Genomic DNA, 13683 nt, shown 5'->3' with positions numbered 1-13683 from the left:
AAACCTCGCTGAAAAGCAAGGTTTAAACTCTTATTTTTCAGATAAACTGCAGGACTTAGCACCTAATTTAATAGGTTGCCGGGTTTCATAGGGCCTTTCCCTCCACCACTCTTAATAAGTTCTTATTCAATTTACTATTTGATTATATCACTCAATATATTATATTTCAACTATTTTTCTTCTAAAATTGTAGTCGCATAGCAAGTTATACCTTCACCTCTGCCTTCAAAGCCCATTTTTTCTGTTGTACTCGCCTTTATAGAAATATTTTTTATATCTGTATTTAAAACTTTCGCAATATTTTTTCTCATGTCTTCTGTATGAGGAGATATCTTCGGCATTTCACATGCAATTGTGGAGTCGATATTTCCTACCTTGTAACCTTCTTTATCCATCACTTTGAAGACTCTACTTAAAAGTATCATTGAGTCAATGTCTTTGTACTTCATGTCCGTGTCTGGAAATAATTTTCCAATGTCTCCCATTGCGAGGGCTCCAAGTATGGCGTCCATTATGGCATGAACCAACACATCAGCATCTGAATGACCAAGTAGACCTTTTTCAAATTCGATTCTTTTGCCCCCAAGGATTAAATCTCTTCCTTCAACAAGTTTGTGAACATCGTATCCAAAACCAATTCTCAACTTTCGTCCTCCATCTTCGCTAAAATTTCTCCAATGATTAAATCTTCTTTAGTTGTAATTTTTATATTGTCATACTCACCTATATATATTTTAACTTTGTGTCCTATAACTTCCATAAGGGAAGAATCATCCGTCACTTTAATATTTTCCTTAAAAGCTTTTTCATATCCCTTTATAAGATCATCCTTATAAAAAATTTGCGGAGTTTGTGCATTGTAAAGCTCTTCTCTATTAGGTGTGTAGGATATGTAATTTCCCTTTGCATTTTTTATGGTATCCTTCATTGGAACACACACCACAACTGCTTCGTCTCTTTTTACTTCACTTAACGCTCCTATAATAGTCTCTTTTTTTATAAATGGTCTAACTCCATCGTGTGTAATTACAATTTCTGAACCCTTATCTACCATATTAAGACCGTTAAATGTAGACTCCTCTCTTGTATTTCCACCCTTTGCAAATTTTAATTTTGAAGAGAAATCCTTTAATATTTCAAGGCATCTTTCCATCTCTTCTTCTGAGACGACTATGATTATTTCTTTCACAAAAGACAGTTCAAAAAATTTACCAACTGTTCTTTGGATTATCTCTCTATTATTAAGTTTTAAAAATTGTTTTGGCAAATCCGTTCCCATTCTCGTTCCGTTACCTGCAGCGGTAATTATAACAGATATGCCTTTATTTAAAATCTTTTCGTCCATATGAAAATTATACCATATAGCAATCTTAATAAAAATCTTCTACTATGCTCCCATAAAAATATAACCTATTCCCATAACTATAAAAAATGAAATTATGAGTAAGAAATTTAGAAACATAAATAGATAGTCTTTTTGAGATCTTGCACATAATAATCCAATTATACCAAGTGCTGGACAGATGATTATTGTCGCAAGTCCTATTGGTTTTATTCCCCCAAATATAGAAAGACTTACATCTTTAAACACATATGAAATTGTAAAAATTATTAGTCCCAAGAAAAAAATATATCTTGAAATGTTTTTTTCAGTCAACATAAAATCCTCCTTTTTTTATTATAGCATATTGATAAAGATCCTAAAGAACTAATTAAAATATCTAAACAATCCATAGGAAAATTCTATTCAAAATTATTTGCTTTCTATTTAATTAATCCGTCTTCAAATATTTATATTATTCATTCTTATTTACTTCATATTTTTTAATCTACAAAGTAATAGTTAGCATAAACTAAAATTAATGAAATATTGAGTCCAGTTTTATGGGTACGCGTCTTACGTACCACAACAGTTTTTTTAATAAAAAACAGGCGGTTAAGGGGTTTCCGCCTGTACTTGGATTAATAAATCCATAAGATATTTTCAAAAGGGGTGTTTTGAATTATTATCTGTATTTATATTAGCATTGATGATAATGATTGTCAATACCTTTTTAAAAATTATTTTAAAAATTTTAAAACTTCTTCTGGTTTGTGAATTATTGCCTTTGCTCCATTTTTTAAAAGCTCTTCTTCTGTTCTAAAGCCCCATGTTACTCCAACTGGATATATATTTGATTTAACTGCAGTCTTCATATCTGTTGATGTGTCTCCAAAATAAATTATCTCTTCGTCTTTTAATCTGGAAACTTCTTTTAATTTTTCGATCATTTCTATTTCTGGTTTTAATTTTATTTTTTTATCGTCCGCAAAGATATAATCAAAAAAATCTCTTCCAAAAATATTTTCCAAAACATTTTCTGCTGCATTTAAAGGTTTATTTGTGCAAACCGCTAATATCTTTCCTTCGCTCTTTAATTTTTTTAGAGACTCTACTATCTTATCATATGGTTTTGTTTCTTTATCGTCTCTATTGTTATATTCATATAGATAGTCTGGCAAAATTTCTTCAACTTTTTTTAAAAGTTCATCTTCAGTTAGATTTAAATTATCCCTGGTATTTATATATTTAAATGCTCTTATGGCTAAGACTCTTGCGCCACCACCTACAAATTTATTGTAAAGTTTCATATCACAAGGTCCAAATCCCATCTTTCCCAAGTGTTTGTTAAATAGATTTCCAATACTTTCAAGACTATCTATTAATGTTCCGTCTAAGTCAAATACAAATGCTTTATACATCATTACCTCCTTTATTGATAGTTTACCACAATAATTTGATTTTGTTTTTATTGATTTTTTTAATATTTAGTATATAATAGGTTTGTAATTAATGTAAGGGGTGTTTAAATGACTGTAGATATAAGAAAAGAATTACCAGAAATCTTTAAAGATTTTGCTGAAGGTAGACAAAATGCATTTATAAAGGTTAAGGAACAAAAGGAAAAAGGAATTCCGCTAATTGGAACTTTCTGTACATTTTTCCCACAAGAATTAGCTGTGGCAGCAGGTGCAACATCCGTTTCTCTATGTTCTACTTCTGACGAAACTATTTCAGATGCTGAAAGGGACTTACCTTCAAATCTTTGTCCACTTATAAAGTCAAGTTATGGCTTTGCGATGACAAATAAATGTCCTTTCTTTTATTTCTCTGACATGATTATTGGTGAAACAACTTGCGATGGAAAAAAGAAGATGTATGAATACCTTGGAAATTTTAGACCAACCCATGTTATGGAACTTCCAAATAAATATTCTGAAGATGGACTAAAACTTTGGGCAAACCAAATAAGAAAAGCAAAAGAGGTCATTGAAGAAACTTTCAATGTAAATATTACTGACGAGGATCTCGAAAGGGCAATTAAAGTTAAAAACGCTGAAAGATCAGCTGTAAAAGATTTCTATGAAATAATGGAAGCTGATGAACTTCCATGTACAGGTCTTGAGCTTTGGCATGTATTGACAGGAATAACTTTTGAATTTGATAAACATAAAATCCCTGAAGAAATTAAAGCTTTAAAGGAACAGGTTCTATCTGAAAGTAAAAAAATTACTGGTAAGAAGAGAATTTTAATTACAGGTTGTCCTATTGGTGGAGCAACTGAAAAAGTCATCGAAGCAGTGGAAAACAATGGTGGTATTGTAGTTTCCTATGAAAACTGCGGTGGTGCAAAGGCAATTGATAGAAATGTTGAAGAAGACACAGGAGATCCTATTGCTGCAATGGCAGAAAAATATTTACAAATAGGCTGTGCATGTATGTCTCCTAATCCAAATAGAAAAAAACTTTTATCAAAACTTATTGACCAATTCAAGGTTGATGGAGTAATTGATATGCACCTTCAAGCTTGTCAACCATTCCAAGTTGAGTCACTTAGTATTAAAAACTTTGTGAATAACGAAAAAAATCTACCATATATGTCAGTTGAAACTGACTACGGTCAATCAGATATAGGACAATTAAATACAAGAATCACCGCTTTTCTTGAAATGATATAAACATTAAAAAATTCCCTCACTTGAGGGAATTATTTTTTTGCTTCATACATTGCAACTGCTGCGGCAATTGTTAAATTAAGAGAATCCACATCTTCGCTCTGTGGAATAATCACCTTTTTTATGTCATCTACCTTATACTCTTCTCCAAGCCCGCTTCCTTCGTTCCCAAATGCAAGGGAAAATTTTTTTGTAAAGGTAGTGTCTTGTAAAAGTTTTGCATCATCATCCAACATAAAAGCAAATATTTCGTTGTCGTATTTTTTTCTATACTCGTCTATGGTAGAAAATTTTTCAAAATTTATTTTAAAGAAAGAACCCATAGAACCTCTTATTACCTTGGGATTAAATATGTCACAACAGTTTCCAATTAATGCTATATCCCTATATCCAAATCCGACCATAGTCCTTATAATCGTTCCTAAATTGCCCATATCTGAAACTCTGTCAAGAATAATATGGTTTTTCTCATTTTCTATCTCACTATGATATTTTTTAAATGTTGCCGCCATATACTCTTTTTTCTTTAATGAAATTCTATTTAAATTATCTTGAGAAATCTCATATGGTATGGAAAGTTTATCAAGCTTTTCAGATACCTTTTCTATCTCATTAAACTCTGGAGATATATATACCTTTTCAACTATTTCTCTCCTGCTGTCAACAAGTTCCAAAGTTGGGAAAGGTCCAAGTACATATGAATATTCAAAATCTTTTCTATATTTCTTCAACTTTGTCATCTTTTAAATGCCCACATCTTCTTTATATCTTGACTAAACTCATCAAAATTCCAAGCTTTTTCAGAATTATTCAAGTTGTTAGGATCATAAATTAAAAATCTACCTTGATTGTCATAGTCCACAATAAGCATGACGTGAGATACTGTTGTAAAAGTTCCAGGTCCAACTGAAACTATTATCGAATATCCATCGTCAAGGGCTTCTGTTATTTTGTTTTTACTATTTGGCAAATCTTTTAATTCTAAGTCATACTCATTTGCAATAAATGGATATACATCCCAGTTTGTTCCATAGTCTCCAACATAACCATTATCATGGGATAGTTTTGCTATATCACTTGGTGTAATCCGTCTGTTTGTAATTCCCGAAAGCATCATCGCAATTGATGTTGGTGCACATCCTGTGTCCCCTATTATACCTGAACCATATTCCTGATAACCCCAGTTTTGATCCCACTGAATATAATAAGGATAGTTCAAGTTCTTATATATTTTCTTTGGATAAATATAGGTGTAATCTATCCTATTATCAATATACTTTGCAATAAAATCTATTGTGTCAGGATTTCTTCCAGCCATTTTAATCATGGACTCTGGAAGTTCGTCTTTGTTATCAAGTACAAGCTTCGCATTTTTATCTACCTTTGCCGCTTTTTCAATATTTTTTATATAGCCTTCCACAGTAGTGGCTTCATCATACTCAATTTTTTGTTGAAGCCTCTCTTCTGTTGAATCATTATTTTCAGAATAATCCTTTGCTGTGCCAATTAAATCCAAGTTTTCAGAAGCTTTTTCAATTCTTCCCCCAAGTGAAAAGGCATTTTTTATTATTAAAATGAGAAATACAAGAAAAATAGATAGAAATAGTCTATTTCTAAAAATCTGTCTTTTTCTCTTTGAACTTCGAGTTTTTTTTCTTCTATCCATTGCTCCTCCTTCACTTATTTTAACAATTTATTATTAGTTTGTAAAACTTGGTTCATTAAACTTTAACATTATAAATTATATTAAAACAGACTCCCCTGTGGGAGCCCGTCTACTTGATTTTACCAAATTTGTTAAATGGAATAAATCTAAACACTGCAATTCCCTTTACTGTATCCGTTGGTACAGTTCCAAATCTTCTTCCATCATCAGAGTTATACCTGTTGTCTCCAAGTACAAATATTTCTCCTTCTTTTACTTCCCATTGTGACTGGTCAGTTTCTGGAAAAGTTTCTACATCAGAAGCTATATAATCTTCTTTAAGCTCTTCCCCATTTAAATATACCTTGCCATCATTTAAACTAACTGTATCACCAGCAGTTCCTATAACTCTTTTTATAAAGTGATCTCTCTTTCCATTTGGTTTAACATCTGGAGAAAGAAATTCTATGACTTCTCCTTTTTCTACATCTCTAATCCATACACCTAATCTATTTACTATTAGCCTGTCTCCTGTGTCGAAGTTTGGATACATTGAGCGTCCAGATACTTCTGTTACTGAAAAAATAAAAGTTCTTATAATAATTGCAAGAACAAGGGCAAGTAAAATAGATTTTACGAAGGATATTATTGTATCTTTCATCTATTCATCTCCTTATAGTTCATATAATGTGTCATAATTTATCTGAGTATAAAACAGTTTCTTTAATTTGTCAAAATCTCCTTTGCTTTCAGCCATTGCCCACATAAGTTTTACTACTGTGGCTTCAAGGGTCATATCAAATGATTCCATTATATTTAAGTCATCAAGTCTTCTTCCTACTTCATAGACTGAAATGTCTGAGCCTTCCATTGGAACCTGGGTAGTTATGACGATATTTAATTTTCTGTCCTCTTCAAGTTCCACTTTAAACACATCCACTAAATATGAAGGTATACCTCCAACTCCATAGGACTCAACAATAACAGTTTTATACTTTTTAAAGATATATGATAACAATTCTGGTTCAATTGTTGGTATTAACTTTAACAAGAATATAGAGTCATCAAGTTTGTCATAAAACTTTACTTCATCTTTCCCATAGTCGTGGTGAAGATATCTTATTATCTTGTCGTCATGTACAGTTGCAAGCACCGGATAATTTAAACTTGTAAAGGCGTCATAACTCTTTGTCTTTTCCTTCCTGCCCCTTGTGCCTGCAATTACTTTTCCATTAAACACAATATTTACATCCCTTGACCTATCATCACAAACATATGTAATGCTATCTGTAAGGTTTAGTTTTGCATCTGTTATATCACTAAATATTGACTTTTGAGCTCCTGTAAGTACAATTGGTTTTTTTGAATTTTGAATAAGATATGAAATTGCACAGGCTGTGTATGCTAAGGTGTCCGTACCATGTGTTATAACAAAACCATCATAATCACTATAATTATTTTTTATTGCATTACTTATCTTAAGCCAGTCTTCAACTTGTATATCAGTTGAATCAATACTCATAAGATCCAAAGTATCTATAATAACTTTATTCCTATCAAGACTTAAATACTCCACCAACTCTCTGGAATTTAGTCCTGGAGCAAGACCTTTGCCCTTGTTTACAGATGCAATAGTTCCACCTGTTGATATCATTAAAATATTTTTCATTAAAATTTCAACTTCCTTGGTTTTCTATTTTCAAATATATAGACTCCTGTAAATCCATTTGCCTTCAAGTAGTCTATAGCCTCTTTTGAATTATACCCAATATCACACGCTCTATGTGCATCAGAGCCTATTGTAACAATTTCTCCACCCAGTTCTTTATACCATTTAAGTATTTTCTCATGTGGATGTAGATATGGAAGTCCTCTTCTAAAGCCACCTGTATTTATTTCTATTCCTCTATTTGAATCAATAATCTCTTTTAATATCTTTAGTATAGTATCCTTATTGTCCTCTTGGTTTGGAACTTTTACTCCTTTGTCCAAATACCTGTCAATATAATCAATATGTCCAAGTACATCAAAATTTCTTGTAGCTTTAACCGCTTTATACATCTCTTCATAATATGTTTTATAAAGTTCATCAGTTGACAAGTTTTTATAGTATCCACCGTAGTAAAGGTCCTTTTGAAAAAGAGAGTGAACCGAACCAATTACAAAGTCATAATTGAAACTTGTTACAAATTCATCAACGATTTTTGAAGTACTCTCTTGTATACCAACTTCAACTCCTGAAAGTAAAGTAATATCATTTTTATACTTTTCTTTGATTCTTTCATATTTTTTAAAATATTCTTTTGCATTAAGAGTATCAGAATATACATCGGTAACTTTTACTATTTCCATATGGTCCGTAATTGAAAGGTATTGTAGCCCCTCTTCAATAGCAACCAAAACATTTTCTTCCATGGGAGTTCTACTATCCAAGGAAAATTCACTGTGATTATGTAAATCTATCATAATTCCTCCTATTTCCATATATTAGTTTACCACAGTTTTGTTATTTATTTCTTAAAAAAAGACCCCTGAGGGTCTTTTTCACTTTAATACCTTTCTAATCTTCTTCTCTGTCTTGATCTGTTTCTTCTGTAGAAAGATTGTATATCAGTTGCATCAAAAAATGCAATTATTATTAGCACAATTATACTTGCCCAAATAGCTCCTGTTTCTTTTCCAATTGTAAAGAAGATTAAAAACAAAACTGAAAGAATTATCGGTCTTATATTAAATTTTATTTTTATTAAAAATGGATAGGCTATCTCTTTTAATATGCAAAGTATTATAAATAAAATTGCAAGTTGACTTCCCAACATCTTTTCATTTGTTATGACTCTTGCTAATATCCATGGGATCATAATTATACCTGAACCGATAAATGGAATTAAGCTAAATAACCCAATCAATAATCCCTTTAAAACAACTCCATGGATTCCAATAATCTTAAGTCCTATCATGGAGATAATTGCAACTGCCAATCCATATCCCAAATACCATAATAAAAAAGTTTTTTTATCCTTCTTAGTTCTAAAGAGAATTTCTAATAAGAATCCTTCTAAATATTCCTTTACAACCATTTTACACCTCCTAATTAACTCCCGGTTTTCCCAACAACTTAAACATTTGTTTTTTATATTCTTCCACTCCAGGTTGATTAAATGGATTTACTTCAAGAAGATATCCTGAAATACTTACAGATATTTCAAAAAAGTATAAAAGCATAGCCAAGTTTTCCTCATCTATTTTGTCTATAACTATACTTATATTTGGAACTTCTCCTTTAACATGGGCTGTTCTTGTGCCTTCTGTCGCCTTTTTGTTAACATAATCCAGAGTTTTTCCAGCAATGTAGTTTAGCCCGTCAAGATTTTGTTCATCAAAAGGAATTTCAATGTCTTCTTTAGGATTTTTTACTTCAATCACAGTTTCAAATATATTTCTTTTACCCTCTTGAATGAGTTGTCCCATTGAGTGTAAGTCTGTAGTGAAATCTACGCTTGCAGGAAATATAGCCTTGCCATCTTTTCCTTCAGATTCCCCAAATAATTGTTTCCACCATGCAGAAATATATGTTAAAGAAGGCTCATAGTTTACAAGTATTTCGATGTCTTTGCCCTGTCCATAAAGAAGATGTCTTATTAGAGCATATTGAATAGCTTTATTTTCCTTTGCATCTACAATTGTAAAAAGCTCTTGTCCCTTTCTAAAACCTTCTAAAAGTTTATCAATGTCAACGCCTTTAGCAGCAAGTGGCAATAGGCCCACTGGACTAATTACAGAAAATCTTCCACCAATGTCATCAGGAACTACAAAAGTTTCATAACCTTCTTGAATAGAAAGTTTTTTCAAAGCTCCCTTTTCTCTATCTGTAGTGACATATATTCTATTTTTAGCGTCTTTTCCATATTTTTCTTCAAGTTCTCTCTTTAAAATTCTAAATGCAATTGCAGGCTCTGTAGTGGTTCCTGATTTAGAAATAACATTTATGCAGTATTCTTTGTCCTTTAAAAATTTAACCAATTCATTTAAATAAGTTGAACTTAAATGATTTCCTGCATATATAAGTTTAAATTCCTCATCATCTTCAAAATAATCCTTTAAAGAATTTTCAACTGCTTTTGTTCCAAGATATGAACCACCTATCCCAATTACGACTAAGTAGTCTGATTTTTTTCTTATCTCTTCAGCTGCATGTTTTATTTTTTTTAGCTCTTCTTCTGGATAGGCTTTTGGAAGTTCGACCCACCCTAAAAAGTCAGAGCCTTCAGAATCTTTATTTAGAACTTTTTTTAAATTTTCTTCACCTTTATTATAGTATTTTTCTAATTCTTTTAAATCATAAGCTTTTGAAAAATCAAATTTAATTGCCATTTTCATCCTCTTTTCTTTCAACTAACAATATGGCTATGTCGTCTTCCTGCCTTCCCCATCTATAACCAGAGACTTCGTTTACAATTTTATCAAGTATATTTTCTGGATTTTTTGATACCAGGTCAATAAGTCTATCAGTTCCATAAAATTCACCAAAATAATCTTTTGTTTCAGTTATTCCATCGGTATAAAATAATATTTTTTCACCTATTTTTAAATCTATGATATTTTCTGAATAATTTCCCTTCGAAGTAATAAGAGAAATTGGAAGTCCAGTGCCTTTTAATTTTTCAACTTTGCCATCCATATCTATCTTCAAAGGTATTGCGTTATGTCCTGCGTTGGCATAGTGAAAAGTTCCTTTGCTCTTATCAAAAACTCCATAAAAAATTGTAAAATACTTACTATCTTCTAAGTTCAATTCTCCAAATCTTCTAATAAGAGATCTTAGGATAATGTCAGGAGTATAACCAGTGATAGAGCTTCTTGCAATATGATACCTTACAGACTGTCTTACAAACATTGTAAGTATCGAAGCTGAAATACCATGTGCTACAACATCTGCAATATATATGGCAGTTTTTGTATCATCTATAGGTATTACATCAAACATATCCCCTGAAAGATACTCTGATGGAATGTACTTATAGTTTACATCAAGACCTCTATGATCACCTGCTTCAGGTAATAAACACTTTTGTATCTCCCTTGCATCATTTAATTCCTTTTGAGTTTTTTTCATAATCTTTTGGTATCTTTTAATCGCAATGGATTCCATTGTGACATTTCTAAAAGTTTCAATAATTGCAATTGGATTATTATCTTCAGTCACTATAGAACTCTTTACCATAAACTCTTCAAGTCCTATTACAAGGTTTTTAGTATTTTGACCAAGTCCATTAAAGTCCTCTATAGAAGTTCCAGGTATAACATTATTTTCAAAGTTTTTGTCAAGACAATTCTCTCCTACTTGATCCCCAATCATTTTTGTCATCTGAGCATTCTGAAACAAGATATTTCCATTTATATCAATTATCCTAATCCAGTCGGAAAGATAATCAAACACCTTAAGTTTCTCTTCAGAAAAAATAGTTTCTAATTTCTTTAACATCTAATCACCTTCCCTTGGTGGTCTCGGTCCATAGTATTGATAAAAACAGCTTTTAATCCTACCATTGTAAAGCTTACGCTTTCTATCAGCTTTTCTACCAACCAACTTCTCATAATTTTCATAAGATGTAATCAAGTAGACAGACCATGTTTTAAATGGTTTGAATTTTTTATGAAAGTCCTTATAGAGTCTTTCAACTTCCTTAATTTCTCCCATTCTCTCTCCGTATGGTGGGTTAGTTATAACAACTCCATAATTGTCTTCCAAGTCAACATTTCTCATGTCTTTCATAAAAAACTGAATATCTTCATTTACACCTATCATCTCAGCGTTATCTCTTGCCCTAAGTATGGATCTCTTATCAATATCCGAACCCAATAGATGAAGTTTAACATCGTGATCTATTTCACTTAAGCATTTTATTCTAACTTCTTTATATATCTTTTCTCCAACATAGGGAAATTTTTCTGAAACAAAACTTCTGTCTATGCCTGGAGCAATATTTTTACCTATCATTGCGGCTTCAATGAGAATTGTACCTGAGCCACAGAAAGGATCGTAAAGCGTCCTTGATGGATTCCAATAGGAAAGTAATACCATTGCCGCTGCCAAAGTCTCCTTTAAAGGTGCATCACCAGCTCTTTCTCTATAACCTCTTTTGTGAAGTCCCTCTCCAGAAGTATCTAAAGTTATAGTTGCAATATCTTTTAGTAAAGCTACTTCAAGCTTATAAAGCTCTCCCGTCTCTTCAAACCAATCCACGTTATAAACTGATTTCAACTTTTCAACAATAGCCTTTTTACAAATGCTTTGGCAATCTGAAATGGAAAAAAGTTTTGACTTTATAGATTTGCCTTCAACAGGAAACTTTCCATCAACGCTAATATAATCTTCCCAAGGTAATTCATATGTTTTATTAAATAGCTCTTCAAAGCTTAGTGCTTTAAATTCACCAACTTTGATGAGAACTCTTTCCCCACATCTAATCTTCATATTTATCGTGGCGATGTCCCTTGCGTTTCCTTGTAGCTCAACCTTTCCATCAGAAACTTTTAAGTTGTCATATCCCATATCTAATAATTCTCTTTTTACAACAGCTTCAAGTCCAAAAGTCGTTGTTACAATTAAATCGTATATTTTTCCATTCATGAAATCATTTACACTCTCCTATACTAAATTATAACCTATAGAATGAATAATTAACAGAAGTTTACGTGAAATATTCCATTGTCAATTTATAAAATTAAAAAATAATTTTAAAAGCTTTTCATTTTTGTTTAAATTGTTAAAAGGGTGGTATATATAAAATGTATTAATTAAAAGGGGGATTCAAATGAGTAAAATTACTGAACTATATCAAACAGCTGATTGGAAGAACGAAAAACACGTTCCTGCAATAACTGCACCTGAAAAAGTTAAAGGCGACGAACTATTCGACGTAGAAGTTTCTGTTGGTAAAGAAGTTGCACATCCTAACACTATGGAACACCACATTGAATGGATTAAATTATATTACCTTGCTAAAGATTCTGACAAAGCAGTTGAAATCGCTGATGCAAGATTCTCAGCACATGGTGAAGGAGATGCCTATACTGAACCAAAACTTAAAGCATCTGTTAAACTAAACAAATGTGGTAAATTAATTTCAACTTCATATTGTAACATTCATGGACTATGGACTTCAGAAGTTGATATTACAGTTGAAGCTTAAACAAATTTCAATATTCAAAAAAGAGCTTGAGAAATTATCTCTTGCTCTTTTTAATTTTATTTCTTTTTCCCATAAGTTATATAATAAGGTGTTGCTATAATAAGTCCGCCAACAACATTTCCTAAAGTAACAACTAATAGTCTTGATATAATAGCTCCAATTGAAACATCCGCTCCCAAAAATATTGCTTGAGGAAAATAATACATATTTGCAACACAGTGTTCAAAGCCTAAGAACACAAATATGAATACTGGAAATGCGGATAAGAAAAATTTAGATATTCCGTCTTTTCCAGCCGCAGCTGTCCAAACTGAAAGACATACTAAAATATTACATAAAACTCCTCTTACAAATGCAGTTCCTAAATCCATACTTGCCTTTTTTAAAGCCAAATTTTGAAAATATTCCATTGCAGTTTCTGGAAATATTTTACTTGCTGTCATTAGCCATGCAAAAAACACTGACCCAATTAAATTAAAAATCCAAACCTTACACCAGTTGGTAATAAGTTTTTTTCCAGTAATATCTTTTGAAAAAGCTCCTATGGATATTAATATATTTCCCGTAAAAAGCTCAGCCCCTGCAATTATTACGGAAACGATTCCAATGGTGAAAATAGCACTTCCTAATAACTTCACTGCAAGTGGTGACACCCCATCTCCCAAAATTGATACCATAGATGATGCAGCTCCACCAATGGCTATGAACATGCCAGCAAGTATCCCCATCATCAAAGTTTTCACCGTAGGATTTCCTGTCTTTACTACTGCTCCATTTCTATTAATATCGACCATTTCTGCAGGACTATTTATATTACCTGCCATAATACATTACCCCCTCTAAATA

Annotated in this window: 16 protein-coding genes and 1 riboswitch; of the genes, 2 read left to right on the top strand and 14 right to left on the bottom strand. The window is 31.7% G+C overall.

Annotation, left to right across the window (positions count from 1 at the left end):
- Positions 1-27: 27 nt before the first annotated feature.
- Positions 28-121, bottom strand: a riboswitch (SAM riboswitch).
- Between the two features lie 49 nt (positions 122-170).
- From ispF to BN2746_RS05850, 4 genes are all read right to left on the bottom strand, one after another.
- Positions 171-644 carry a 2-C-methyl-D-erythritol 2,4-cyclodiphosphate synthase gene (gene ispF, locus BN2746_RS05865; RefSeq protein WP_055078859.1) on the bottom strand — a complete coding sequence of 158 codons (474 nt, stop codon included), beginning with the start codon at positions 642-644 and terminating at the stop codon, positions 171-173.
- Positions 641-1345 carry a 2-C-methyl-D-erythritol 4-phosphate cytidylyltransferase gene (gene ispD / locus BN2746_RS05860; RefSeq protein WP_055078858.1) on the bottom strand — a complete coding sequence of 235 codons (705 nt, stop codon included), beginning with the start codon at positions 1343-1345 and terminating at the stop codon, positions 641-643. Before ispD ends, ispF begins: the two co-directional genes overlap by 4 nt.
- 42 nt (positions 1346-1387) lie before the next feature.
- Positions 1388-1660, bottom strand: coding sequence for a hypothetical protein (locus BN2746_RS05855; protein ID WP_055078857.1), 273 nt, complete (start codon positions 1658-1660; stop codon positions 1388-1390).
- A 401-nt stretch (positions 1661-2061) separates the two neighbouring features.
- Positions 2062-2742, bottom strand: a complete 681-nt coding sequence (locus BN2746_RS05850) for an HAD family hydrolase (protein WP_055078856.1) — start codon at positions 2740-2742, stop codon at positions 2062-2064.
- Between the two features lie 108 nt (positions 2743-2850).
- Between BN2746_RS05850 and BN2746_RS05845 the strand changes: the two genes are divergently transcribed.
- Positions 2851-3999 carry a double-cubane-cluster-containing anaerobic reductase gene (locus tag BN2746_RS05845; protein ID WP_055078855.1) on the top strand — a complete coding sequence of 383 codons (1149 nt, stop codon included), beginning with the start codon at positions 2851-2853 and terminating at the stop codon, positions 3997-3999.
- A gap of 29 nt (positions 4000-4028) precedes the next feature.
- Here BN2746_RS05845 and BN2746_RS05840 read toward each other — a convergent pair whose 3' ends face one another.
- The 9 genes from BN2746_RS05840 to BN2746_RS05800 all read right to left on the bottom strand — a co-directional run bounded on the left by BN2746_RS05840 (position 4029) and on the right by BN2746_RS05800 (position 12275).
- Positions 4029-4736: a TrmH family RNA methyltransferase gene (locus BN2746_RS05840; protein WP_055078854.1), complete on the bottom strand. Its 708-nt coding sequence runs from the start codon at positions 4734-4736 to the stop codon at positions 4029-4031.
- Positions 4733-5662, bottom strand: coding sequence for a C39 family peptidase (locus tag BN2746_RS05835; protein ID WP_055078853.1), 930 nt, complete (start codon positions 5660-5662; stop codon positions 4733-4735). Before BN2746_RS05835 ends, BN2746_RS05840 begins: the two co-directional genes overlap by 4 nt.
- Before the next feature lie 109 nt (positions 5663-5771).
- Positions 5772-6302, bottom strand: a complete 531-nt coding sequence (lepB, locus tag BN2746_RS05830; RefSeq protein WP_055078852.1) for a signal peptidase I — start codon at positions 6300-6302, stop codon at positions 5772-5774.
- A 12-nt stretch (positions 6303-6314) separates the two neighbouring features.
- Complete coding sequence (locus BN2746_RS05825) at positions 6315-7310, bottom strand: asparaginase (protein ID WP_055078851.1); 996 nt, start codon at positions 7308-7310, stop codon at positions 6315-6317.
- On the bottom strand, positions 7310-8107 hold the full coding sequence (locus tag BN2746_RS05820; RefSeq protein ID WP_055078850.1) for a histidinol-phosphatase HisJ family protein: 798 nt from the start codon (positions 8105-8107) through the stop codon (positions 7310-7312). Before BN2746_RS05820 ends, BN2746_RS05825 begins: the two co-directional genes overlap by 1 nt.
- Before the next feature lie 83 nt (positions 8108-8190).
- Positions 8191-8721, bottom strand: a complete 531-nt coding sequence (locus BN2746_RS05815) for an AI-2E family transporter (protein WP_055078849.1) — start codon at positions 8719-8721, stop codon at positions 8191-8193.
- Positions 8722-8731: 10 nt separating this feature from the next.
- Positions 8732-10009: a glucose-6-phosphate isomerase gene (locus BN2746_RS05810; RefSeq protein ID WP_055079418.1), complete on the bottom strand. Its 1278-nt coding sequence runs from the start codon at positions 10007-10009 to the stop codon at positions 8732-8734.
- Positions 10005-11126, bottom strand: a complete 1122-nt coding sequence (locus BN2746_RS05805; RefSeq protein WP_055078848.1) for a PP2C family protein-serine/threonine phosphatase — start codon at positions 11124-11126, stop codon at positions 10005-10007. The genes BN2746_RS05810 and BN2746_RS05805 overlap by 5 nt, the downstream gene beginning before the upstream one ends.
- Positions 11127-12275, bottom strand: coding sequence for a THUMP domain-containing class I SAM-dependent RNA methyltransferase (locus tag BN2746_RS05800; RefSeq protein ID WP_055078847.1), 1149 nt, complete (start codon positions 12273-12275; stop codon positions 11127-11129).
- A 184-nt stretch (positions 12276-12459) separates the two neighbouring features.
- Here BN2746_RS05800 and BN2746_RS05795 point away from each other — a divergent pair, with 184 nt between their 5' ends.
- Entirely contained in the window at positions 12460-12837 is a 378-nt protein-coding gene (locus tag BN2746_RS05795) for a class II SORL domain-containing protein (RefSeq protein WP_055078846.1), read from the top strand.
- A gap of 56 nt (positions 12838-12893) precedes the next feature.
- Here the strand turns inward: BN2746_RS05795 and BN2746_RS05790 are convergent, their stop codons facing one another.
- Entirely contained in the window at positions 12894-13661 is a 768-nt protein-coding gene (locus BN2746_RS05790; protein ID WP_055078845.1) for a formate/nitrite transporter family protein, read from the bottom strand.
- Between the last annotated feature and the right edge of the window lie 22 nt (positions 13662-13683).

Source organism: Lagierella massiliensis, from assembly GCF_001407835.1.
Taxonomy (GTDB): Bacteria; Bacillota; Clostridia; order Tissierellales; family Peptoniphilaceae; genus Mediannikoviicoccus; species Mediannikoviicoccus massiliensis.
This window is presented reverse-complemented; position numbering and strand designations above follow the sequence as displayed.

Excerpts from the sequence above, each read along its gene's own strand:
- BN2746_RS05840 (WP_055078854.1), bottom strand. The coding sequence starts at position 4,736 with ATGACAAAGTTGAAGAAATATAGAAAAGATTTTGAATATTCATATGTA.
- BN2746_RS05855 (WP_055078857.1), bottom strand. The coding sequence starts at position 1,660 with ATGTTGACTGAAAAAAACATTTCAAGATATATTTTTTTCTTGGGACTA.
- BN2746_RS05825 (WP_055078851.1), bottom strand. The coding sequence starts at position 7,310 with ATGAAAAATATTTTAATGATATCAACAGGTGGAACTATTGCATCTGTA.
- BN2746_RS05835 (WP_055078853.1), bottom strand. The coding sequence starts at position 5,662 with ATGGATAGAAGAAAAAAAACTCGAAGTTCAAAGAGAAAAAGACAGATT.
- BN2746_RS05795 (WP_055078846.1), top strand. The coding sequence starts at position 12,460 with ATGAGTAAAATTACTGAACTATATCAAACAGCTGATTGGAAGAACGAA.
- lepB (WP_055078852.1), bottom strand. The coding sequence starts at position 6,302 with ATGAAAGATACAATAATATCCTTCGTAAAATCTATTTTACTTGCCCTT.
- BN2746_RS05850 (WP_055078856.1), bottom strand. The coding sequence starts at position 2,742 with ATGTATAAAGCATTTGTATTTGACTTAGACGGAACATTAATAGATAGT.
- BN2746_RS05805 (WP_055078848.1), bottom strand. The coding sequence starts at position 11,126 with ATGTTAAAGAAATTAGAAACTATTTTTTCTGAAGAGAAACTTAAGGTG.
- ispD (WP_055078858.1), bottom strand. The coding sequence starts at position 1,345 with ATGGACGAAAAGATTTTAAATAAAGGCATATCTGTTATAATTACCGCT.
- BN2746_RS05845 (WP_055078855.1), top strand. The coding sequence starts at position 2,851 with ATGACTGTAGATATAAGAAAAGAATTACCAGAAATCTTTAAAGATTTT.
- BN2746_RS05800 (WP_055078847.1), bottom strand. The coding sequence starts at position 12,275 with ATGAATGGAAAAATATACGATTTAATTGTAACAACGACTTTTGGACTT.
- BN2746_RS05790 (WP_055078845.1), bottom strand. The coding sequence starts at position 13,661 with ATGGCAGGTAATATAAATAGTCCTGCAGAAATGGTCGATATTAATAGA.
- BN2746_RS05815 (WP_055078849.1), bottom strand. The coding sequence starts at position 8,721 with ATGGTTGTAAAGGAATATTTAGAAGGATTCTTATTAGAAATTCTCTTT.
- BN2746_RS05820 (WP_055078850.1), bottom strand. The coding sequence starts at position 8,107 with ATGATAGATTTACATAATCACAGTGAATTTTCCTTGGATAGTAGAACT.